The following is a 22,096-nucleotide window of genomic DNA, read 5'->3' as shown; positions in this document are numbered from 1 at the left end:
GCAACACCATGGCCACCTTCACCGCCACCTACACCTCCGCCACAGGGCAGGAGCGCTCGATGAAGATCAGAGCCATCGATCTCGCAACAGCCAAGCGTCAGTTACGACGACGAGGTATCAAGGCCACTGAACTGCGTGCCAGCGAAACCAGCAGCGCAAGAGGCAGCCAGCCTGAAACGAAAGGCAAAACAGATGGAGCTTCCAATGGAAGCTGGCTGTCCATGGATTTAGGGGGGGCCTTTCAGAAACCTCCAGGCGTGAAAGAGAAAGCCGTATGGGCCAGCAAGCTTGCGGCGCTCGTGAATGCAGGGGTGCCCATCGTGCGCAGCCTCGATCTGATGACCACCCAGCAGAAGCTGCCGATGTTCAAACAAGCGCTGACCGCGGTGGGCATGCAAGTGAACCAGGGCACTGCCATGGGTACTGCGATGCGTCAGTGGCCCAAAGTGTTTGACCAGCTCACCGTAGCCATGGTGGAAGCCGGTGAAGCAGGTGGAGTACTGGATGAATCGCTGAAAAGACTCGCCAAGCTGCTGGAAGACAATGCTCGTCTGCAGAATCAGATCAAGGGTGCCCTGGGCTATCCAGTAGCGGTGCTGGTGATCGCAATCCTGGTATTTCTGGGGATGACCATCTTCCTCATTCCCACGTTCGCTGGGATCTTCGAGGATCTTGGCGCGGAACTGCCACTGTTCACCCAGCTGATGGTGGACCTGAGCGAACTGCTGCGCTCTTCCGCAGCTCTGGTGTTTGCCGGAGGTCTTCTGATGGCTGCATGGCTGTTTAGCCGCTACTACACGACCCATAACGGCAGACGTGTGGTCGACCGATTGATCCTGAAGCTGCCCCTGTTCGGGGACCTGATCATGAAAACTGCAACAGCACAGTTCTGCAGGATCTTCAGCTCTCTGAGCCGAGCAGGCGTACCGATCCTGATGTCACTGGAGATCTCCAGTGAAACAGCAGGCAATTCGATCATTTCCGACGCGATCCTCGATTCGAGAGCGTTGGTTCAGGAAGGAGTGCTACTGAGTACGGCGTTGACGCGACAGAAAGTGTTGCCCGACATGGCCCTGAGCATGCTCTCGATCGGCGAGGAAACTGGGGAAATGGACCAGATGCTTAGCAAGGTGGCTGACTTCTATGAAGACGAGGTGGCAGCGTCCGTGAAGGCACTCACCTCCATGCTGGAACCCGCGATGATCGTGGTTGTGGGTGGCATTGTTGGCTCGATCCTGCTGGCGATGTATCTGCCGATGTTCACTGTGTTTGATCAGATTCAGTAACAGCCAGCTGGGGTTCAGCGGCGGCGATGGCCTGGCCAGCAAGCCAGCCTCCACTCCAGCAAGCCTGGAAGTTGAACCCACCGGTGACGCCATCTACATCCAAGAGTTCCCCAGCGACATAGAGCCCAGGACAGCGACGACTTTCCATCGTGGCCAGGTTCACCTCGCCCAGGGCCACTCCACCAGCAGTAACGAACTCCTCTCCAAATGGGCCCCGGCCCTGAATCGGCAGACGCTGAGCGCAGAGAATTTCGACCAGCTGACGCTCAGCCTTCAACGGCAGATCCGCCCAACGGCGGTCGCCATCGACTGCAATCTCTGACAGAAAGGCCTGCCACAAACGACGCGGCAAGTGCTCAAACGGTTTGGCCGAAATCAAGGTGCGTCGAGCTTTGTCCAACCGCCACTGATGCAGCCTCTGCTCCACACCCTGGCGACCCAGGCCAGAACTCCAGTCCACTTTCAGCTCGCCCTTGTAGTGACTTTGATAAAGCGCTCGCGCAGCAAAAGCGGAGAGTCGCAGCGTTGCAGGACCACTGAGTCCGCGGTGGGTAATCAAGACCCGGCCGGTTTGCCGAAAGCGCTGATCCCCGAGCTTGAGATCGAGGCTCACGTCATCAATGGCAATGCCGCTGCAAGCAGCAAGTGCTTTGGTGCCCAGCGACAGGCTGAACAAAGAGGGAACAGGCGGCACCACTTGATGACCGAGGGACTCCGCAAGTTTTCGACCACTGGGATGGCCACCGGTTGCCAGCATCAGGTTGCGAGCCTTCAAAGGCTGCTCAAGCCCACGCCCATCAACCACAAAACCACCATCCCTCTGTGCCGCAACCTGCTGCACCATCACCTTCGTCCGCAGCTGTACCCCCACCCCAGTCGCAGCCTTCTGCAAGCAGTGAATCACCGCCTCCGAGCGGTTCTGCTGCGGAAACATGCGTCCGTCTGGTTCCTCAACAAGGGTGAGGCCACGCTCATCAAACCAGGCGATTGCATCACCACAGGCAAAGCGACTGAATGGGCCCCGCAACGGCCGACTGCCTCGGGGGTAATGAGTGGAAAGCTCCGCCGGATCCCAGCAAGCATGCGTGACATTGCAGCGACCACCACCACTGATGCGCACCTTCTGCAGTGGCTCTGGCGTGGCCTCCAAAACCACAACCTCACGCACACCTTGCTCAGCGGCGGTGATCGCTGCCATGTAACCGGCAGGACCACCACCGATCACAATCAGATCAAGCGGGCTGGAAGCGCAGAGCGACGCCGTTATTGCAGTAGCGCTTGCCGGTGGGCCTGGGACCGTCATTGAACACATGACCCTGGTGGCCGCCGCAGCGGCTGCAGTGGTATTCCGTGCGAGGAACAATCAGCTTGAAATCTACTTTCGTGTCGATGGCACCTGGGAGGGGCTGCCAGAAGCTTGGCCAACCCGTGCCACTGTCGAACTTGGCCTGGGATGAGAACAGCGACAGATCGCAACCTGCACAGTGATAAGTACCGGATCTCTTCTCACTGTTGAGCTCACTGGTGAATGGCGGCTCAGTGCCTTCCCTTCGCAGCACCTGATACGAATCTGTAGATAACCGTTTCTTCCATTCCTGATCGGAGAGATCCCACTGCGCATCCGATGCATCGGAAGCAGCGGACACCTTCTTCGGAGCCAGGAAAACACCAACTAGCCCTGAAACCGTGGCGAACAGCATGGAGCGCCTGCTCAAGAGCCACTTTTCGAGGGTGGAGGGTATCACCGATGTCGCGTCATTGATTGATCTGTTCTAGACAACTCGGAACCAGGAACCAGGCAGCATGGAGGGATGGATTCCCTCACCAAAACCGATCGGGAACCTTGCTGGCGCTTCAGCATCGCTCCAATGCTGGACTGCACAGACCGGCATTTCCGCCAGCTAATGCGCCAGATCAGCTGTCATGCACTGCTGTATAGCGAAATGGTGGTAGCCCAGGCGCTTCACTACACCAAGCGAAGAGAACGCCTACTCGACTTCGATGTGGAAGAGCATCCGATCGCACTGCAAGTGGGCGGTGATCAGCCACAACTGCTCGCAGAGGCCTCGCGTATGGCAGCGGACTGGGGCTATGACGAAATCAACCTCAATGTGGGCTGCCCAAGTCCTCGAGTTCAGGCCGGCAATTTTGGAGCCTGCCTGATGGCAGAACCCGAACGCGTCGCCCGCTGCGTGGAAGCGATGGTGGCCGCCAGTGCGCTGCCGGTGACGGTGAAACACAGGGTTGGAATTGATGATCTCGATAGCGACACCCTGCTGACTGCTTTTGTAGATCAGGTTGCGGCGGCTGGCGCCACCCGCTTCAGCGTGCATGCACGCAAAGCCTGGCTGGATGGCCTCGATCCCAAACAGAATCGAACGATCCCTCCGTTGCAGCACGAGCGGGTAATCGCGCTCAAACAACGAAGGCCTGAACTCATGATCGAGCTGAACGGAGGACTCGACACCCCGGAGCAATGCCTATCCGCACTGATTCACTGCGATGGCGCGATGGTTGGCCGGGCTGCCTACGCACATCCTCTGCGCTGGGCACCGATGGATGCTCTGATCTATGGCGAAGCTCCAAGGATTGTGAAAGCTTCGGACGTGATCACAGGCCTGATGCCCCATGCCGAACGCCACCTGAAACGGGGTGGACGTTTGTGGGATCTCTGCCGCCACCTTGTACAACTGGTGGAAGGAGTGCCAGGTGCCCGCCACTGGCGGCGAGATCTAGGTCATCAAGCCCAGCTCAAAGGGGCAGACCTCAACGTTCTGGAAGGGTCGGCCCAGCAACTCAAAGATGCCGGGCTTTAAAAGGCGAACTGAACAACTCAGTGCTCAGCCTTCGGCTCCGCCATAACCGCCGTAGTCATCTCCACCGCCATCACCGCCGCCACCGCCGTAGCCGCTGCCACCACCATCGGTCTGGGAAGCACCACCACGACGACGACTGCGGCGACCGTCTTCAATACCGCCACCGTAAGGAGAACCTGACTGGTCGCCACCGCCAGCAGCAGCTCCACCACCGCTGTAACCGCCGCCTGAAGAACCGCCGGCTGAGGAACCCCCTCCATAGCTGCGATCTTCCCAGCCACGGGCACCGGAGCGACGATCGCCACCACCGCCGCCGTAGTTGCCACCACCACCACCACGGCGAGGTGCACTGCCGCGGGGCTCAGCCTTGTTGATGCGCAGGGGACGACCCATTAGCTCAGCTCCCTGGAGAGCTTCGATCGCCGCGGCCTCCGCCGCTTCATCGACCATCTCCACGAAGGCGAAACCACGCTTGCGACCGGTGTCACGCTCAAGAGGAAGGGCACAGTTCGTGACCTCTCCATGAGCGGCAAACAGTTCGATCACGTCTTCCTGCTCAGCGCGGAAGGGCAGATTGCCGACAAAAATGCTCACTTGACTGCTGGACCTGAAGAGAAAGGACCCAATCGGATCAGACAAGCCATCGGTTCAGGATCCAAGAAAGGATCAATAACCTCTGGCTCATTCAGCGTAGACCCGGTCTCGCGAAATGATCAGTGATTCGTTAATTCGAGCCGGTCGCTCCAGAGCGCCAACTGCTCCTCGACCCGCTCAAACCCAGTACCGCCCTCGCTAATGCGAGCGGCAACAACCTGTCGGGGCGCGAGAGCATCAAACAGGTCGGCGTCAATCGAGGGATGAAACTGCTGCCAACGTTCAAGGCTCAGATCACGCAGCAATAGTCCATCGCTCAGACACTGCTTCACCACAGAACCAACAATCTGATATGCCTCGCGGAAAGGGACCTGTCGGGCCACCAGATAGTCGGCCACATCGGTGGCATTGGAGAAATCTGAACCGACAGCAGCTTCCAGACGATCAGGACGAAAGCTCAGCCCTTCCTCGATCAGAATCGTCATCGCCTCGATGCACTGGACACTGGTGTTCACCACATCAAACAGCGCTTCCTTGTCTTCCTGAAAATCCTTGTTGTACGCCAGCGGCAGCCCCTTGATCATGGTGAGCAGCCCCTGCAGATGACCGAAGACCCGACCGCATTTGCCACGGACCAGTTCAGGAACATCAGGATTCTTCTTTTGCGGCATCAAGCTGCTGCCAGTGGCGCAACGATCACTCAGGCGCACAAATCCACATTCCTCTGAAGCCCAGAAGATCACCTCCTCAGCAAGACGGCTGAGGTGCACCATCAACAACGATGCAGCAGCTGAAAACTCCACAGCGAAATCGCGATCACTCACAGCATCAAGGCTGTTGGCATAAATATCTTCGAATCCCAGGGCTGCAGCGGTGCTGCGCCGATCAATCGGCACGGGCGTTCCAGCCAGTGCTGCGGCACCCAGCGGTGAGCAGTTGACGCGCTTACGCACATCCTGAAACCGCTGACGATCCCGCTCGAGCATCTCTACATAAGCGAGCAGGTGGTGTGCCAAACAAACGGGCTGCGCCCTCTGTAAGTGGGTGTAACCGGGAATCAGCGTGTTGCGGTGATCAAGCGCCTGACGCAGCAGAGCGGTCTGAAACATCCGCACCTGCGGGTCAAGCTCATCAATTCGACGACGAAGCCACAGACGCAGATCGGTGCCCACCTGATCATTGCGACTGCGTCCGGTGTGCAACTTTTTTCCCACCGGCCCCAGCAGGGCAATCAACCTGCGCTCGACAGCGAAGTGCACATCCTCATCGTCAAGGCCGGGATTGAAGCTGCCGGCAGCCGCTTCTGCGCGGATCTGTTCCAGACCGCTGCAGAGCTGATCAGCCTCCACCGAGGCAATTACGCCGCACTCGGCCAACATGCGGGCATGGGCGACTGAACCATCCAGATCCTCCTGAAGGAGATGGATGTCGAAGCCGATCGAGGCATTGAACCGTTCAATCGCCGGATGCAGTCCCTGTTCGAACCGGTCACTCCAGGTGGAGGAGCCTCCGCCCGTCACTCCACCTGCCATGGTCCGCCCTCAACACAGATTCATTCAGCTTGTCAGGCCGGAGACCTTGGAACCGATGGCAACATCACCTCCTCCCGAACCTTGAGAACCACCATCGAGGCATCATCTTCGAGCTGTCGATCCGCCCCCACAAAGCGATCAAGACGACTGAACAACTGATCAAGAATTCCCTGCGAACCGGTACCCGAACGACAGGCGGTCTCGAGGTTGCGAATCAGGCGCGCCTCATCGAAGCGATCACCGGTCAACCCCGGTGCCTCGGTGACGCCATCGGTGTAGTACAGCAGCACGTCGCCGGGTTCGAGAACCGTGGAACCACTTCCATATTCCGCCTCGGGCTGCAGACCGATCAACAAACCCGGTGCATCCAAACGACTGATGCAGCGTTGCTGAGCCCGCCAGATCAAAGGCGGATTATGCGCAGCATTAGCAAAGCGAAGTCGACGCGTTCTCGGATCAAAATCCGAATAAAACAGCGTCACAAAGCGATGCGACTGGGACAGATCCTCAAGCGCGAGCTGGTTGAGGTCATGAAGGATGCGGTCAGGCGGTAATCCGCTCAGCACTTCCGCACGCAACATGCCACGCAGCATGGTCATCAGCAGACCGGCTGGAACGCCCTTACCCATCACATCGCCCATCACCAGCGACCAGCGACCACGCTCTCGCCGACGACCAATCAACTCTGGACGTGTGGGGATGAAGTCGTAGTAGTCACCACCCACCTGAAAAGCCGGACGGCAACGAGCCGCCAGTTCGACACCCTCAATCACCGGACAATGATCCGGCAGCAACTGGGCCTGAATCTCGGCACCGATGCTGAGCTGGCGATCCATGCGCTCATGCAGCCGGGCCTCTTGGAGCATCTGATCGTTTTCGATCGCAACACCGGTGAGATCAGCCACCAGCTGCACATTTCGGCGATGGGCATCGCTCCAGACCAGCGGGCCGGTCGTGTTGAACACATAGAGGCGTCCGCGCTGACGACCTCTGGCCACCAGAGAGGTTGCGAACACGCCGGCCGATCCGAGGTGACTTTGCACCAGTCGATCCAGGCCAAGCACGAGGGCATCATCAGAACCAAAGCCGGCCGAACGTCCAGGCTCATGGTTGATCACCGCCTGCAACAACGTCTCCGAACGCAAAACCGACAGCAGCTGCAACTGATCTGTCCACAGACGTCCGTCAGCCTGAAAAGGGATGAGCAGTGCCCCATCGACTCCCACCAGACGAGAAGCCACAACCGGCACAAGCTCAAGGAAACGATTGAGGTTGGTGAAACTGCGCAGCGCAAAACCGATCGAAACCAGCAGCTCCTGATTGGCACGCTGTTCCTTGGAAAGACTGTCGAGCAACTGTCGCAGCGACGTTGTCGCCGTCAGGGACGAAGGCCCTGAGCGAAGCGAAGAGGCCGGATGGCGCCGTGATGAATTGCTGCTCACGGCAGCCCCTGGCAGGAACCGCAAGGTAGCAACTCTGAACGGAGAAAGCTGATTGCTTCAGATCCGCCTTGAGGACAACCTTCAGCGACCAGCCAGCAGTGCTTCAACAAACTCGAAACTGTTGAACGGCCGCAGATCCCGGATTCCCTCACCGGCACCGATAAAGCGGATCGGCAGCCCGGCCTCGGAGGCCACAGCCAGAGCCACTCCACCTCGGGCCGTTCCATCGAGCTTGGTGATCACCACACCGGTGAGTCCAACAGTTTTGGCAAAGGCCATCGCCTGCTTGAGGCCATTCTGACCCTGACTGGCATCGAGAACGAGCAGGGATTCCACATGAGCTTCAGGAGCCAGACGATCCACGACGCGACGAATCTTCTCCAATTCCTCCATCAAGTTGTGCTTCGTCTGAAGGCGACCGGCCGTGTCAACCAACACAAGATCAGTGCCCTTGGCTCGGGCTGCTCCGATGGCATCGAAGACCACTGCCGCTGGGTCAGCATTCGATGAAGGGTTCGAAATCACCGCCACATCACTGCGGTCTCCCCAGACCTGCACCTGCTGAACGGCCGCGGCCCTGAAGGTGTCGGCTGCGGCGATCAGCGCCGAATAACCACTTCGAACCGCGAGATTCGCGAGTTTGCCAAGGGTTGTGGTCTTGCCGACGCCGTTCACACCGACCATCAGCCAGACATTGAGCTGATCACGCTGAGGAGCAAGCAACTTCACACCGCTGTCACGCGTGGGCTTGTCGAGCAGATCACGCAACTGTTCCTTGAGGAAGCGGATGCCCTCGGTGGGATCCACAACCTGTTCATTCATGCGCGTTCGCAAAGCATCGAGCACTTGGTCTGTGGCCTGAACTCCTGCATCTGCCCTCAGAAGCAGCGACTCGAGGTCGTCAAGCACCTCCGGGGTCAGTGGGTCATCGCCGAGGTTTTCCAGCAGACCTGTGACAAAGCCTTGACGGGTCTTTTCAAGCCCCTGACGCAGACGGCCGAGCCAATCGATCTCTTCAAGGGTGATCTGATCAGCCCGAAGACCCTGGGCGGCAAGGACCTCTGCTGACCAGGTGAAGGTTTCATCGAACTCGCCAAGACTTGGCTCGTCAGACTGATCAGCCGTCTCCTGAGGCCGGACTGGCGTCGCCGTTACTGACTCAGCAGCAACAGGGGGTGAAACCTGCTCCAGCTGCTGCTGTCGTTCCTGGCGCTGCGCCGCAGCCTGCTCCAGCAGGGACAGTCCAGGTGCAGAAGGCTGTTGAGATGCAGAAGGCTGTTGAGATGCAGAAGGCTGTTGAGATGCAGAAGGCTGTTGGGATGCAGAAGGCTGTTGGGATGCAGAGGTCTGTTGTGAGTCGGGTTGCGGAGCTGGAACCGCAGATTCGGGCGCAGGTGGCTCGGAAGCCACTGCAACCGGCTCAGCACTAATCGACGATTCCGGCGCTGCTGACTGCGTGGTCTTGTCAAGCTCCTTTTGCGCTTTCAGTCGCGCATAGGCCTGCCGTGCCCACTCGAGCGGGTCATCCTCAGCGGAAGCCTCGGCGGACTGCTCCGATGACTCCTGCACGGATTCTTCGATCGATGCGATCTCCCCGGAGCTGTCCGGGGCGATTGCAGGATCAACAGCCTGCTCAGGCTTCGGTGACGGCTCGGAAGGCTGGGGAGACTCCGGGCTTCGATTGAACCAGTCGTAAACCATTCGAATAAAAGCAGCGCCTAAGAGGTGGCGTTCTGAAGACGCCGCAGAACTCCATTGATCATGCGACGACCCTGTTCATCGCTGTAGCGGTTAGCCAACTCAACAGCTTCACTGCAGGCCACGGAAGCTGGGGTGTTCATGGAACGCAGATCGACCACTGCCAAGCGCAGGATGTCGCGATCAATGCGAGGCAGCCGGCTGAGTCTCCAACCTTCCATAACGCCATCCAGTTGAGCGTCGATGTCCTGACGAGACTTCAGAACCAACTGGATTCGACGCATGGCTTCCTGACGAACCTGTTCCTGATCAGCAAGCGCCAGAAGACGAGGCAATTCGAGACTGGCCGAGAGACCATTGAGCACCTGTTCAGCCCCAGTGAGCGTGTCCCGCAGATGGGTCCGAACAGAGGCCATATCGGTGGAGGCATTACCGTCCTGCAACTCGCTATCGAGCAGAGACTGCTGAGCCTTGTCCAGATCACCAGCGCAATGGTCAAGGACCTCGCGCCAGTGCTGCATCAGGCTATCGAGCGCTTTCTGAAGCAGTGTCTCAAGATTGTCCTGGGCCGCTGAGGAACGCTCTCGTTCAGCGCACTGACCGAGCACAAACAGTGCAAGCTCACGGGAGAGAGTTCGGGTTTGCATAAGCGGCGGGATGTATCGAGCGAACGACTCATGACGATGAGGGTGCCACAGATGCTCTGAGCTGAGCGATCAGACTGGAAAAACTGCGATTTACCGGAGCTTCGCGTTCGTCCGGATTCACAATGCCGGCGGAGATGATGGTTCGGAACGCATCCTCAACAGAAATATCGAGTTCTTTAACGGAGCCCTCTGGAACAAGGGTGTACCAACCTGTGGTGGGGTTGGGTGCCGTAGGGATAAACACACTCAAAAGGTTCTGACCGAGATCTGACTGAAGAGACGGCCCAACTTGGCCGGTCACAAAACCGACGCTGTAAAGACCCTCGCGCGGGTACTCCACCAGCACAACGCGTCGAAAACGGCGGGAGTTATCGCGAAGAAACGTTTCCAGCAGCTGTTTGAGCGTTTTGTAAACAGAACCGGCTAGAGGAATGCGCTGCAGAGTTCCCTCACCGAATTCCAACAGCCATCGACCAACGATGTTTCGCGCCATCAAACCGATCAAGAGAATTCCCATTAAGGGAACCGTCAGCCCGAGCGCCAGATTGATCAAATCCTGAAGCAGGGGATTGAGGTTGATGAATGGATTGAACTGTTTCGGAATCGATGTAACGAACGCCAGCACAAATTTGCTGACAACCGTGGAAAGCCAGATGGTGGTGGCAAGCGGAATGACCACCAGAAGACCCGCAATTAGATCGTTCTTGAGATCATTCTGAAGCCTGGCGCTAAGCGACAGGTCAGGTCTTGAATTGGACTGAACCAAGGAACGCCGGGGGCCAGGAGCCAACGAGTCCCACCAACTTAACCAGCGACTAGAGGACAGCGCCGAGAGCGAGCAAAACCAGTGCCACAGCCAGGACGGCAGCACTGATGGTGCCACCGAAGAAACGCTGATTGATCGTCAGTTCACGTTGGCGTTCAGCCTGCTGGATCTGCTCGCGCATCTGGGTCAACTGGTTCTCGAAATACTCCTGAGCTGCCTGGATCTTGTCCTCTTCGGTGGCATCAGCAGGAAGCCGACCAGCCTGAGCTAATTGCTCTCCGAAAACTTTTGCAGTTCCCGGTTTAGCCGATTCCCTTTCGGCCATCGCCAGCTGATTGCGGCTTTGCTCAAGGGCCTGATCGGCCTCCCCCATCAAGGATTGATTCCCTGAAATTCCGGGGATAATCACCGCAATCATGAGCACAGCCAGAACTGCGGAAACAATGCAGACGACCCAGCGGATCGGTGTACGGAGCTGCTGCGGGTGATCCAGGCGAGACCCAATCAGCATCAACAGCAAACCGACGAAACCCATCGGCGCCTGGCTTACGAGGCGTTCGATCAAGAGTTGCTGAAATACCCCATTGCTCCAATCCGCAGCACTGAGCACCACTCCGATCTGCAAAGCGAGCAGAAGCACCAACGTGATTCCCAACCAGCGCAATAAGGGCGCGGCACGCAAAGAAGAGTCTTGGGAGGGAGCTGACACGGCACGATGCCAAAAGGGTGTCCAACTTTAAGGTCGGATTTTTGAATGTTCCAGCCAACGTTGCAGAGCTGAGCCTGGCCCTCAAGCAACGGGCCAAGGAAGAGGGATTCGACCCAGTTGGCATCGCCTTGTTGCCAGGCAGCCAACGATTACAACTGCGGACTGCTGCATTGCAGCGCTGGTTGGAGGCGGGCCACCAAGCAGACATGAAATGGATGGCGGCACCACGTCGCCTTTCAGCAGCAAGCCTGCTGGAAGGAGCTCAAAGCATCCTGGCGGTGGGCTTGAATTATCACGTCGCTGCAGAGCGGCCTCCAGACCGTCTGGCGGTCGCCCGCTACGCCTGGGGAAGGGATTACCACAGGGTCGTGAATCAGCGCCTTCGACGGGTCGGCCGCTGGCTGGAAACAATCCGACCTCAGTGTCGCTGGCGCGTCTGCGTGGATGCTGAACCACTTCTCGACAAAGCCTGGGCGGAAGAGGCAGGGCTTGGCTGGATCGGCAAACACAGCAACGTGATCCACGCCAGAAGGGGCTCATGGATGGTGATCGGTCATCTCATCACCACGGAACAACTCCAGGCCGATCAACCAGCCAAAGCACGATGCGGGCAATGCCGCGCCTGTATCGACGCCTGCCCAACCAGTGCGATCACGGAACCTTTTGTAGTGGATGCGCGGCGCTGCATCGCTTTTCACACCCTGGAAAACCGCAATCCGGAACTGCCCGCAGCCATCGCCGAAGCCATGGGCCCCTGGGTCGCCGGATGTGACATCTGCCAGGACGTCTGCCCTTTCAACCAGGGCGTGATTCCATCCAGCGATGATCCTGATGTGCAACCAAGATCCTGGCTATTGGACCTCAAGGCCGAGCAGGTCCAGACCTGGACGGATCAGGATTGGGATGAGCGGCTGCGGGGATCAGCTCTACGCCGCATCAAACCATGGATGTGGAGACGCAATGCCGCTGCAGCGAGACCTGATAACCCCCCTAGTGTGGACTGATTCTTGGTTCAGAGATGGGAGTTCAAGCTCGTAGAGGACGGAGCTGGCATCAGGCTCTGATGATCACGATGCTGACCGGAACCATCGGTGCTCTCAGTGCTGCACCGGTCAGGGCTCTCACTCCCTATGTGTATACACCCAGTGCCCAGGAACTGGAAGGTGCCGGCGTCGGCATCGGCCGTACAGCTGCACAGTTGCTGCGCCTGGGTCAACCTGAGGAAGCCGCAAGCCTCGCTGCACTGGCCGTCAGACTCCAGCCCAATGACGAACGACTGTGGTCCGTTCTGGCCGAAGCCCAGTTGCGCAGTGATCAGCTCAAAGAGGCCGCTGAATCATTGGCCAAGGCCAAAGCACTGAAACCGGGGAAAGCCGGACTCTGGTTTGCAGAAGCGTCCATTGCACTGCGGGACGAGCGTCCAGATGACGCCATCTCCCTGCTCAATGAGGGCCTGCGACTGGACCCTAAAAATGCCGGTGCCTACTTTGATCTCGGCAATGCCCGCGTCATGCAGTCGGACCTGAAGAAAGCTTTGAAGGCTTTTGAACGGGCCACAACGATCAAACCCAGCTTCTGGGAAGCTCTGAATAACCAGGCTCTTGTGCTGTTCGAGATGGGCGACATAGCCGAAGCCATCAAACGCTGGCGCTCGGTGCTGGCGATCAAACGCAATCCTGAACCGATGCTGGCTCTGGCCGCTGCACTCAATCAACAGACTCCGGGCGACGCTGAATCGATTGAACTGGCTAGCAAAGCGCTCGCTGAAGATCCTAATTATGTGCTTCCAGGCCATCAGCAGAATCAACTCTGGGGCTCGAAACTTCGCCAGGCGACTGACGTTCTGCTGACGACACCCAGCCTCAGAGGAACCGTCGAACGTGCTGAAGCCAATGCCGATCCCAAATCAGCTGAGTGATTCAGGAGGAAGATCTGTAGGCTTAACGCCTTCTGCTTTCTAGATTCCGGAGCGGATGGCCGAGGAGCGCGTTCAACCGATCGCCCTGCATCACGAGATGCAGCGCTCCTATCTCGAGTACGCGATGAGCGTGATCGTGGGTCGGGCTTTGCCTGATGTCCGCGACGGTCTCAAACCGGTTCAGAGACGCATCCTCTACGCGATGCACGAACTTGGGCTGACCCCTGATCGCCCCTATCGCAAATGCGCCCGCGTTGTTGGAGACGTTCTCGGTAAGTACCACCCTCACGGCGATCAGGCGGTTTACGACGCCCTTGTTCGGCAAGTCCAGACCTTTTCAAGCCGCCACCCGCTGCTGGACGGCCACGGCAACTTCGGTTCCGTGGACGATGACCCACCTGCTGCAATGCGTTACACCGAAACGCGGCTGGCACCGATCGCCCATGAGGCACTGCTGGATGAGATCGGCGACGACACAGTCGATTTCGCTGCCAACTTCGATGGATCCCAGCAGGAACCGACGGTTCTGCCAGCACAGCTGCCGTTTCTGCTTCTGAACGGCTGCGCCGGCATTGCGGTCGGCATGGCCACCAGCATCCCCCCCCACAACCTCGGTGAAGTGGTGGATGGCTTGGTGGCGCTGGTGAGAAAACCTGATCTAAGCGATGAGAAGTTACTAGCTCTGATCCCAGGGCCAGATTTCCCTACAGGCGGTGAAGTGCTGCTGGGCAGCGGAATTCGTGACACCTATCTCCGCGGTCGCGGCAGCATTCCGATGCTGGGCGTCACCCATATCGAAGAGGTACAGCCTGGAAAGGGCAAACACAAGCGCAATGCGGTGATTGTCACTGAGCTGCCTTATCAATTGAGCAAGGCTGGCTGGATCGAAAAGCTTGCTGAACAAGTCAACGACGGAAAGATCGGTGGCATTGCCGACATTCGCGATGAAAGCGACCGCGAAGGGATGCGGATTGTGGTGGAACTGAGGCGAGACGCCGATACAGAAACCGTTCTGAAGGACTTACAGCGAAGAACGTCTCTGCAGAGCAATTTCGGAGCCATCCTTCTGGCCCTGGTTGACGGTCAACCTCGGCAACTGTCGCTGCGTCGAATGTTGCAGACCTTCCTGGAGTATCGGGAGCTAACCCTGATTCGCCGGACCAGCCATGCCCTGCGCAAAACGGAAGACCGGCTCGAGGTGGTGGAAGGTCTGATCACGGCCCTGGCTTCCCTGCAGAAAGTCATCGCCATGATTCAAGAGGCGCGCGACGCATCAACAGCCCGAGCGAGCCTGATGGTGCAGCTGGATCTGAGCGAGCGGCAGGCTGATGCGGTTCTGGCCATGCCATTGCGGCGGCTCACTGGCCTAGAGCAGCAGAGCCTGCGCCAGGAAGCTGATGAACTGCGAGCTGAACGGCAAAGACTGAGGCTGTTGCTGGACAATCGCGAACAGCTGCTAGATGCCCTGGTTCAGGAACTCCGCCAACTGAAAAAACGTTTTGCCACCCCACGCCGCACTCGACTGGTGGAAGGAGGCGATCACCTGCTGGCAGAACGAGCTGCAAGCCAGCGACCCAATGCAGAACTGCAACGCCGTCAGGCGCTCGATGCTCTACCACCTGAATCGCGGATCCTGATCCAAACCGACGGTCAGGTGAAGGTGGTGAGCCCCCAGCTGCTCGGCCGATTACATCTGAATGAAGCAGTCGGTCTGGGTGACGAACCCTCTCCTGCGCGACTAATCCTGCCGATCAACCCTGCACCACGACTGCTGGCACTCACCGCCAGTGGTCGCATCGCACTGGTGCGTTGGGAGTTTGCTGGCCAGCAACCTGGCGGGTTGGAGCGCTTCCTGCCGACCGCATTAGAAGGCGAAAAGGTCATCACCCTGCTTCGACTTCCCGCTGTCGATGACAAAAACAGCAACAGCCGCATGTCTCTCGGTCTGCTGACCACGGACGGACGCCTCAAACGACTTCCATTGGATGAGATTCAGGAGCTTTCGGGTCGCGCCGCCACCATCTTGAAGCTGAAGGAAGGCGTCTCACTGCTTTCAGCAGTGATTTGCGAAGAAGGTGGAACGGTCGCTCTTGTGAGTGACATCGGTCGCATTCTTTGCCTGCCAGTTGAAGAGCAATGCCTGCCCTTGATGGGCAAATTGGCTCAGGGGCCAATGACCATGCGCATGCTGCCCGGAGAAAACCTAGTGGGAGCAGTCAGCCAACCCGCCGATAGCACCTGCTCTAAATCAATCAACAGTGGAGAAGTGCTGATCGGAACCAACAACGGTGGTCTCATTCGCCTTTCCCTCAGTGAACTACGCCGATGCAAACGTGGAGATCTTGGAGAGATCGCTGTAAACCTGAACGGCGATGCCAAGCAAAGCGATCACCTTGTCTCAGTCTGTGAAAGCGCAGATCTGGTGGGTGTGGTGACCAACAAGGGACGCCATGCCCGCATCCACAACACAACAATCAGCTTGGATAGCAATCAACCCACACAGCTCATATTCAAAGCAGAAGAAACACTGGTTCAACTTGTTCCTCTTCTGAACTGAATTTATTCAAACTGAAGCAAGAGCTTTATTTCAAGAGCTACAATTACCCTCCAACCACTTGAAGTAGTTTTCATCAATATCTCCAGTTACATATTGACCATCAAAACAGGACATTTCAAGATCCTCAATATCAGTTCCTTGAACGATGCTTTTCTTAAGATTTTCTACGCTCTGATAAACAACATGATCCGCAGCAAGCACATCTGCGATTTGATCGATCGACCGTCCATGAGCTAAGAGCTCTCCCCTAGTGGGCATGTTGATCCCATACACATTGGGGAAGCGCACAGGAGGTGCAGCCGATGTGAATGTGACCTGATTCGCACCAGCGTCACGCGCCATCTGCACAATTTCCTTGGAGGTCGTACCACGAACAATTGAGTCATCAACGATCAGAACATTTTTGCCAGTAAATTCAGTGCCTAATGCATTAAGTTTTTGGCGCACTGATTTTTTCCTTTCAGCCTGACCAGGCATGATGAAAGTTCGACCGACATAACGGTTCTTATAAAATCCTTCTCGATATTCAATCCCAAGTTGTTTCGCCACTTGCATCGCAGAAGGTCTAGCTGAATCTGGTATTGGCATCACAACATCAATATCACCTGCTGGTAATGAGTCAATAATTGTTTTTGCAAGTAGATCACCCATACGAAGCCTTGTTTCGTAAACAGAGATTCCGTTCATAACAGAATCTGGCCTCGCCAAATAAACGTATTCAAAAGCGCAGGGAACAAGCTGAGAAGACCGCGCACACTGACGTTGATGAAGATTGAAATCAAAGTCGATAAAGATCGCTTCTCCAGGTTCAACATCCCGAACAATTTCATAGCCACTATTTTCAATCACTAGCGATTCACTCGCAACAATCCATTCATCCTTTCCATTTTTTGCAGTCCTGCGGCCAAGAATCAACGGCCGAATGCCGAAGGGATCACGGAAAGCAAGAAGGCCTCGGCCCGAAATCAGAGCAATCGCTGCGTATGAACCCTTAACCCTGCAATGCAGGGAGGCCACAGCATCAAACAATTGATCGGGAGAAAGGTCAGGACCGGTGAGGTGGGATTGGATCTCAGTCGCAAGAACATTAACCAACATCTCCGTGTCACTAGAAGAGTTGGTATGGCGTCGATCAATCTTGAAAAGATCCTGTTCGAGCTGACTAGTATTGGTCAGGTTCCCATTATGAACAAAGGTTATTCCATAAGGAGCGTTAACATAAAAAGGCTGGACTTCATCTTCAGCTGCAGCGGCCCCACTAGTGGCATAGCGAACATGACCAATGCCAACATTTCCGTGAAGTTTGCGCATATCACGCGTTCGGAATGCCTCACGAACCCTCCCACGTTGTTTATGGATGTGAAATGTATAATTGTCCATCGTGACGATTCCTGCAGAATCCTGTCCGCGATGCTGTAGCAGCAAAAGATTGTCATAGATCTGTTGATTAACAGAATCAACAGAAAAGACTCCAATAATTCCACACATAATTACGAGCCGCTAAAGTTAAAAAATGAATCAGATATGATTGATGATTTCACAGATAAATCATTAATCCGTTCATCGCGAAAGATAAACAAGGCGCAAAACAAAATCATTTCAACATTAGCAAAACGACACGTGATCATTGACCAACCTTCCCGACACCATCAATTCTTCGCGGTAGTGAACTGTTGTAAGCATGACGACATTGCTCAATTTCCAGATTCAGGCAAGGGTTCTGATCAACACGAACCTCTAAGTAAGGGTTTTCGGTCACAACACCAATCCGAATGATTGGCAGATCGTCCTGCTCAGCTAATAGCGCTTCCCATTGCCGAACTCGATCTGCCTTCACTGAAACCACGATCCGACTCCCACCTTCAGCAAAGAGAACGCGATCCAAACGCACACCCTGAACACTGAGGTCGATCTCGATTCCCAAACCCGAAGCAATCGAAGATTCCGCCAAAGCCACGCAGAGACCGCCATCACTGCAGTCATGGGCTGAGCCCAGCAGAGCGCGAGTGATGGCCTCACGCACAAGGCACCCAACCTTGGCTTCCATCGGAAGATCCGGAAGAGGCGGTCGACCAGCAAGAGTCCCTGTCGTCAGCTGTTGATAAGCACTACCGGCCAGGCTTAGGGACAGTGCCTTGGCGTCATCAGGGCCGACACCAATCAGGTAGATGGAATCCTGAGCCTGTCGCCATCCCAGGCCAATCACAGTCGCGATGTCATTGACAACACCAACCATGCCGATCACAGGCGTGGGATGGATCGGCTGCAGGCTGCCGTCATCAGCTTTGATCTCGTTGTAGAGCGAGACATTGCCACCGGTCACGGGGGTGTTGAGAGCTCTACACGCATCCGAAATACCACTGCATGCCTTCGCAAGCTGCCAGTAACCCTTGGGGGTTTCAGGAGAAGGGAAATTGAGATTGTCGGTCACGGCAAGGGGTTCAGCGCCAACGCAGCTCAGATTGCGTGCGGCTTCGGCAACAGCTGCCTGGGCACCTCGTTCAGGATCCAGTGCAACCCAACGGTTGGGACAATCCACCGTGGCTGCCACTCCCTTGGTGGAGGCATCCAGTGATCCTTCACCCTGCTGAGGCCGAAGTCGGATCACCGCTGCATCTGCGGATCCGGAAGACACCACGGTGTTTGCCAATACCTGCTGGTCGTACTGGCGATGCACCCAGCGTTTGCTCGCAATCGTTGGATCATCCAACAAGCGCAGAAGACTCTGACTCCAGTCATGGCCCTGGCTCGGCAAAGAGAGATCCGCCTCCGACCACCGCCACAGCTCCTGAATCTCAGCAGGAGGCTCACTGAGCAAATCGTGGTGATTGATCGGCGTGTCTTCCGCCAAAGCCCTTGAAGGGACCTCTGCAGCCACAAGGCCTGCCTGAAGCACCCGAACCACAGGTTCAGCCAAGACTCGACCCACTACAGCCGCCTGCAAACCCCAGCGCCGGAAACGCTCCATCAGAGGCTCTTCGCGGCCAGCGCGCACCACGAAAAGCATGCGCTCCTGTGATTCAGATAACAGGTATTCGTAAGCGGTCATACCCAGCTCTCGAGCAGGCACCTTGTCGAGATCAAGCTCAATTCCCAGATCTCCCTTGGCTGCCATCTCCGAACAGCTGCAAGTGAGACCGGCAGCGCCCATGTCTTGAGCAGCGACCACATCACCGCTCTGAAACGCCTCCAGACAGGCTTCTATCAACCCTTTTTCTAAAAAAGGATCTCCGACCTGCACAGCAGGACGATCATCCAGAGAAGCGGAGCTGAGCTCAGCGCTCGCAAAACTGGCTCCACCCATGCCATCACGACCCGTGGTGCTGCCCACGTAAATCACGGGATTACCAACGCCCGAAGCACCGGATTTCACAATGTCATCGGTCTCCATCAGACCGAGGGCCATCGCATTGACCAGAGGATTTCCGCTGTAGGAAGGATCAAATGCCACTTCACCGCCCACGGTGGGGACACCCACGCAATTGCCGTAATGGGCAATGCCAGCCACCACGCCCTGCATCAATCCAACATTGGCTGGATCTTCCAGGGGACCGAAACGCAAGGCATTCAGCAGAGCAATCGGACGAGCACCCATGGTGAAAATGTCCCGAAGGATTCCACCAACACCTGTTGCAGCTCCTTGAAAAGGTTCCACTGCCGAAGGATGGTTGTGGCTCTCGATCTTGAACGCGAGGCGATGACCACCTCCGAGATCCACCACACCGGCGTTCTCACCGGGACCCACCAGAATGCGAGGCCCCTCTGTTGGAAAACCACTAAGCAGGGGTCTGGAGTTGCGATAACAGCAGTGCTCTGACCACATCACCCCAAACATGCCGAGTTCAGCCCGGTTGGGGTCTCGCCCAAGCCGACGTTGAATCTCGACGTAATCCTGTTGCGTGAGCCCTTCCTGGCGGAGGGCGGCCGCGACATCAAACGTCTCAGCCACAGAAGAAGACTGGACCACAGTCAACAGGTCATCTGCTCCCAGTGTTGCCGACAGCCCGACCGTGACCGCTCAGATCCACGGATCTCCATCTCGTTGGGAAGGCCGACGATTCTGCATAGCAGGCTCGCGATCGATCCAATCGTCGTCTTGCCAATCCTCCAGAGGATCTGAATCCATGGCCTGGGGACGAACATCAGGCTCCTCTAGATCACGGCGAGACCGCTGTTCATCCCAGGGAGGTTCCTCCAGCCACCCCTCAAGCCGTTCGCCGGCTCGATCACCGAGGTGTTGCAACTGCTCCCTCCAGTGACGAGATCTCCGAACGAAATCCTGACGAACACTGGCGCGCGCCTCGGGAAGATCATCCAGATCACGAAGGCCAGTGGAAACCAAGCCTGGCTGCTGATCAACGATGCGATCAGGGGTCAGCCGCCAGCGGCTGCTTCCTGGCAAACGTGGATCACTGCGAGACACCAGGTAATGAAGAATCTCGCCGGTGGAGGGAACAAAAGCGAGATCTGCAACCTGGCCAAGGCGCTCCCCAGCGACATCGAGCAAATCGGCATCAAGCAAGGTGGGAAGCCGCTCAAGGGTGAGCTGATCAATCTCTGACGGAGCCCCCTTCACAAACACCTGCTGATCATCGAAACCACGACACTGATCAAGTCTCCAGACCGTACGGGAGTTACGCAGAGCGGAAGGACGACTGACCCAACCCAACAAGCGATGCACCGGAGGATGCATCCAGGCCATCACTCCCATGCCGTGATCAAGTCCTTGATCACAACGCACACGGTGCCTCAGCAGATCACTGAGCAGAAGTGGATCAGGCAGCGTCAAGGTCAGGAACGAATCTGAACAGGCATCACCAGATAGGTGAGACCCGATGCATCGTCTGACGGTGAAAGGATGGCTGGGGTTGTCGGGGCATTGCACTGCAGACGAACACGTTCCGAATCCATCGCTTTCAAACCATCAAGCACGTAACGCACGTTGAATGCGATCTGAACGGGGTCACCTTCAATCTGAGCGGGTAGCGACTCGGAGCCGCTGCCAACATCCTGAGCATCGGCACTGATCTGAACCAGACCCTTTTCAGGATCACTACCGATGCGGACAACATTGTTGTGCTGATCTGCCAAGACAGCGATGCGTTCAAGTGAAGCCACAAAGGCCCGACGATCAAGATCAAGCGTGCGATTAAACGACTCAGGAATGAGCTGGCGGTAATTGGGATACGTGCCCTCGAGCGTGCGACTGGTCACCATCTGATCAGCGGCTAGAACCACCACTTGACCGCTTTCGCAAAACAGACTCACTGCGTCTGTTCCTTTCCATCCCGCCATCAGACGTTCAACTTCACGCAGGGAGCGGGCCGGCAGGGTGACAGCGAGACCAGCCTCTTCCGAATCGTCCTGATCAGAATGAGCAAGAGGATCCTGCAATGCATCATCGACGCTGAGCACCGCCAGACGATGACCATCCGTGGAAGCAGCCTCAAGGCTGGTCCGATCAAAACGCAGATGCACCCCGGTGAGCAGCTGCTTGGCTTCGTCAGAACTGCTGGCAAACAAGGTGCTGCGCAGTGCTTTCACGAGAGCTGCTGGATCCAGTTTGAGCGCTGTGCCGTTCTCGACCAAAGGCAGCTCCGGATAATCATCCGCGGGCATGCCTCGCATCTGATAGCTACCACTCAGGCTGGTGAGTTCAACCTGTTCCCCGGCTTCGTCTGTGACAAGGGTGATGGGTGAATCGCTGGAAAGGCGGGAAACGATCTCACCAAAAAGGCGCGCCGGCAGCGTTACCGCACCACTGGTTTCAACAGTCGCTGCGAGAGACGTCTGAATGCCCAGGTTGAGGTCAAAACCCGTAAGGCTCAATCGATCAGTACCGGCATCCGCGGTCAGCAACACGTTGGCAAGCACCGGATGGGTCGGTCTTGCTGCAACTGCCCTGCTGACCAGTTGCAGCGCAGCGTTGAGTTCCGTTTGGGAACAAACCAGTTTCATGGCGACGTTGTCCGCTGCAAGGCCTGAGGTCACCCACGGTTTCACAGGGACGCACGAAGCGCAATGGTCAAAACGAACGTTCTGTTCTTGCTGCTTACTGGCTGTTTAAGTCTTTTAGAAGAAACAACTAAAACAGCCGTAGTAGGGACTGTGGAAACCGTGGAAAACCATCA

The 22,096-nt window shown here is 56.8% G+C and carries 18 protein-coding genes; 5 read left to right on the top strand and 13 right to left on the bottom strand.

Features of this window, described 5'->3' with window-relative positions:
- Positions 1–8: 8 nt before the first annotated feature.
- Positions 9–1,286: a type II secretion system F family protein gene (locus SynBIOSU31_RS00090; protein ID WP_186491197.1), complete on the top strand. Its 1,278-nt coding sequence runs from the start codon at positions 9–11 to the stop codon at positions 1,284–1,286.
- Here SynBIOSU31_RS00090 and SynBIOSU31_RS00085 read toward each other — a convergent pair.
- Together SynBIOSU31_RS00085 and msrB are read right to left on the bottom strand one after the other, a co-directional pair.
- Complete coding sequence (locus tag SynBIOSU31_RS00085) at positions 1,261–2,589, bottom strand: NAD(P)/FAD-dependent oxidoreductase (RefSeq protein WP_186491196.1); 1,329 nt, start codon at positions 2,587–2,589, stop codon at positions 1,261–1,263. The two genes, SynBIOSU31_RS00090 and SynBIOSU31_RS00085, sit on opposite strands and share 26 nt — an antisense overlap.
- Complete coding sequence (msrB, locus tag SynBIOSU31_RS00080) at positions 2,519–2,986, bottom strand: peptide-methionine (R)-S-oxide reductase MsrB (protein ID WP_186491195.1); 468 nt, start codon at positions 2,984–2,986, stop codon at positions 2,519–2,521. The genes SynBIOSU31_RS00085 and msrB overlap by 71 nt, the downstream gene beginning before the upstream one ends.
- Positions 2,987–3,097: 111 nt before the next feature.
- Between msrB and dusA the strand changes: the two genes are divergently transcribed.
- Positions 3,098–4,102 (top strand): tRNA dihydrouridine(20/20a) synthase DusA, encoded by a 1,005-nt coding sequence (gene dusA, locus SynBIOSU31_RS00075; protein WP_186491194.1) that lies wholly within the window; start codon positions 3,098–3,100, stop codon positions 4,100–4,102.
- Positions 4,103–4,126: 24 nt separating this feature from the next.
- Here dusA and SynBIOSU31_RS00070 read toward each other — a convergent pair whose 3' ends face one another.
- From SynBIOSU31_RS00070 to SynBIOSU31_RS00040, 7 genes are all read right to left on the bottom strand, one after another.
- Positions 4,127–4,696: an RNA recognition motif domain-containing protein gene (locus tag SynBIOSU31_RS00070; protein ID WP_186491193.1), complete on the bottom strand. Its 570-nt coding sequence runs from the start codon at positions 4,694–4,696 to the stop codon at positions 4,127–4,129.
- A 119-nt stretch (positions 4,697–4,815) separates the two neighbouring features.
- Positions 4,816–6,228: an argininosuccinate lyase gene (gene argH, locus SynBIOSU31_RS00065; RefSeq protein ID WP_186491192.1), complete on the bottom strand. Its 1,413-nt coding sequence runs from the start codon at positions 6,226–6,228 to the stop codon at positions 4,816–4,818.
- A 32-nt stretch (positions 6,229–6,260) separates the two neighbouring features.
- A complete protein-coding gene (locus tag SynBIOSU31_RS00060; RefSeq protein WP_186491191.1) occupies positions 6,261–7,670 on the bottom strand; it encodes a PP2C family protein-serine/threonine phosphatase in 1,410 nt (469 codons plus the stop codon).
- Between the two features lie 81 nt (positions 7,671–7,751).
- The gene (ftsY, locus tag SynBIOSU31_RS00055) at positions 7,752–9,371 is read right to left on the bottom strand and encodes a signal recognition particle-docking protein FtsY (protein WP_186491190.1); all 1,620 of its coding nucleotides are present in this window, start codon (positions 9,369–9,371) and stop codon (positions 7,752–7,754) included.
- Between the two features lie 17 nt (positions 9,372–9,388).
- Positions 9,389–10,015 carry a transcription antitermination factor NusB gene (gene nusB, locus SynBIOSU31_RS00050; RefSeq protein WP_186491188.1) on the bottom strand — a complete coding sequence of 209 codons (627 nt, stop codon included), beginning with the start codon at positions 10,013–10,015 and terminating at the stop codon, positions 9,389–9,391.
- A gap of 28 nt (positions 10,016–10,043) precedes the next feature.
- Positions 10,044–10,781: a DUF502 domain-containing protein gene (locus tag SynBIOSU31_RS00045; protein WP_186492725.1), complete on the bottom strand. Its 738-nt coding sequence runs from the start codon at positions 10,779–10,781 to the stop codon at positions 10,044–10,046.
- A gap of 49 nt (positions 10,782–10,830) precedes the next feature.
- Positions 10,831–11,490, bottom strand: a complete 660-nt coding sequence (locus tag SynBIOSU31_RS00040) for an HpsJ family protein (protein WP_186491186.1) — start codon at positions 11,488–11,490, stop codon at positions 10,831–10,833.
- 41 nt (positions 11,491–11,531) lie between these two features.
- On the opposite strand from SynBIOSU31_RS00040, the gene queG reads away from it, so the two are divergent.
- The 3 genes from queG to SynBIOSU31_RS00025 are packed head-to-tail and all read left to right on the top strand — an operon-like array spanning position 11,532 to position 15,965.
- Positions 11,532–12,494, top strand: coding sequence for a tRNA epoxyqueuosine(34) reductase QueG (queG, locus tag SynBIOSU31_RS00035; protein ID WP_186491184.1), 963 nt, complete (start codon positions 11,532–11,534; stop codon positions 12,492–12,494).
- Between the two features lie 59 nt (positions 12,495–12,553).
- Positions 12,554–13,408, top strand: coding sequence for a tetratricopeptide repeat protein (locus SynBIOSU31_RS00030; protein ID WP_370593723.1), 855 nt, complete (start codon positions 12,554–12,556; stop codon positions 13,406–13,408).
- 55 nt (positions 13,409–13,463) lie between these two features.
- Complete coding sequence (locus tag SynBIOSU31_RS00025; protein ID WP_186491180.1) at positions 13,464–15,965, top strand: DNA gyrase/topoisomerase IV subunit A; 2,502 nt, start codon at positions 13,464–13,466, stop codon at positions 15,963–15,965.
- A gap of 30 nt (positions 15,966–15,995) precedes the next feature.
- On the opposite strand, the gene purF is transcribed toward SynBIOSU31_RS00025, so the two are convergent.
- From purF to dnaN, 4 genes are all read right to left on the bottom strand, one after another.
- Positions 15,996–17,453 (bottom strand): amidophosphoribosyltransferase, encoded by a 1,458-nt coding sequence (gene purF / locus SynBIOSU31_RS00020; RefSeq protein ID WP_186491179.1) that lies wholly within the window; start codon positions 17,451–17,453, stop codon positions 15,996–15,998.
- Positions 17,454–17,589: 136 nt separating this feature from the next.
- On the bottom strand, positions 17,590–19,932 hold the full coding sequence (purL, locus tag SynBIOSU31_RS00015) for a phosphoribosylformylglycinamidine synthase subunit PurL (RefSeq protein ID WP_186492724.1): 2,343 nt from the start codon (positions 19,930–19,932) through the stop codon (positions 17,590–17,592).
- 51 nt (positions 19,933–19,983) lie between these two features.
- On the bottom strand, positions 19,984–20,754 hold the full coding sequence (locus SynBIOSU31_RS00010) for an RNA methyltransferase (RefSeq protein ID WP_186491178.1): 771 nt from the start codon (positions 20,752–20,754) through the stop codon (positions 19,984–19,986).
- A gap of 2 nt (positions 20,755–20,756) precedes the next feature.
- Positions 20,757–21,923 carry a DNA polymerase III subunit beta gene (gene dnaN / locus SynBIOSU31_RS00005; protein ID WP_186492723.1) on the bottom strand — a complete coding sequence of 389 codons (1,167 nt, stop codon included), beginning with the start codon at positions 21,921–21,923 and terminating at the stop codon, positions 20,757–20,759.
- Positions 21,924–22,096 lie beyond the last annotated feature (173 nt).

It is taken from the genome of Synechococcus sp. BIOS-U3-1 (assembly GCF_014279975.1).
In the GTDB taxonomy this organism is placed as follows: domain Bacteria; phylum Cyanobacteriota; class Cyanobacteriia; order PCC-6307; family Cyanobiaceae; genus Synechococcus_C.
The sequence above is the reverse complement of the archived record's forward strand: the minus strand, read 5'-3'. Positions and strand labels throughout refer to the sequence as shown.

Coding starts and splice junctions, on each gene's coding strand:
- SynBIOSU31_RS00090 (WP_186491197.1), top strand. CDS start 9: ATGGCCACCTTCACCGCCACCTACACCTCCGCCACAGGGCAGGAGCGC.
- SynBIOSU31_RS00085 (WP_186491196.1), bottom strand. CDS start 2,589: ATGACGGTCCCAGGCCCACCGGCAAGCGCTACTGCAATAACGGCGTCG.
- msrB (WP_186491195.1), bottom strand. CDS start 2,986: ATGCTGTTCGCCACGGTTTCAGGGCTAGTTGGTGTTTTCCTGGCTCCG.
- dusA (WP_186491194.1), top strand. CDS start 3,098: ATGGATTCCCTCACCAAAACCGATCGGGAACCTTGCTGGCGCTTCAGC.
- argH (WP_186491192.1), bottom strand. CDS start 6,228: ATGGCAGGTGGAGTGACGGGCGGAGGCTCCTCCACCTGGAGTGACCGG.
- ftsY (WP_186491190.1), bottom strand. CDS start 9,371: ATGGTTTACGACTGGTTCAATCGAAGCCCGGAGTCTCCCCAGCCTTCC.
- nusB (WP_186491188.1), bottom strand. CDS start 10,015: ATGCAAACCCGAACTCTCTCCCGTGAGCTTGCACTGTTTGTGCTCGGT.
- SynBIOSU31_RS00030 (WP_370593723.1), top strand. CDS start 12,554: ATGATCACGATGCTGACCGGAACCATCGGTGCTCTCAGTGCTGCACCG.
- SynBIOSU31_RS00025 (WP_186491180.1), top strand. CDS start 13,464: ATGGCCGAGGAGCGCGTTCAACCGATCGCCCTGCATCACGAGATGCAG.
- purF (WP_186491179.1), bottom strand. CDS start 17,453: ATGTGTGGAATTATTGGAGTCTTTTCTGTTGATTCTGTTAATCAACAG.
- dnaN (WP_186492723.1), bottom strand. CDS start 21,923: ATGAAACTGGTTTGTTCCCAAACGGAACTCAACGCTGCGCTGCAACTG.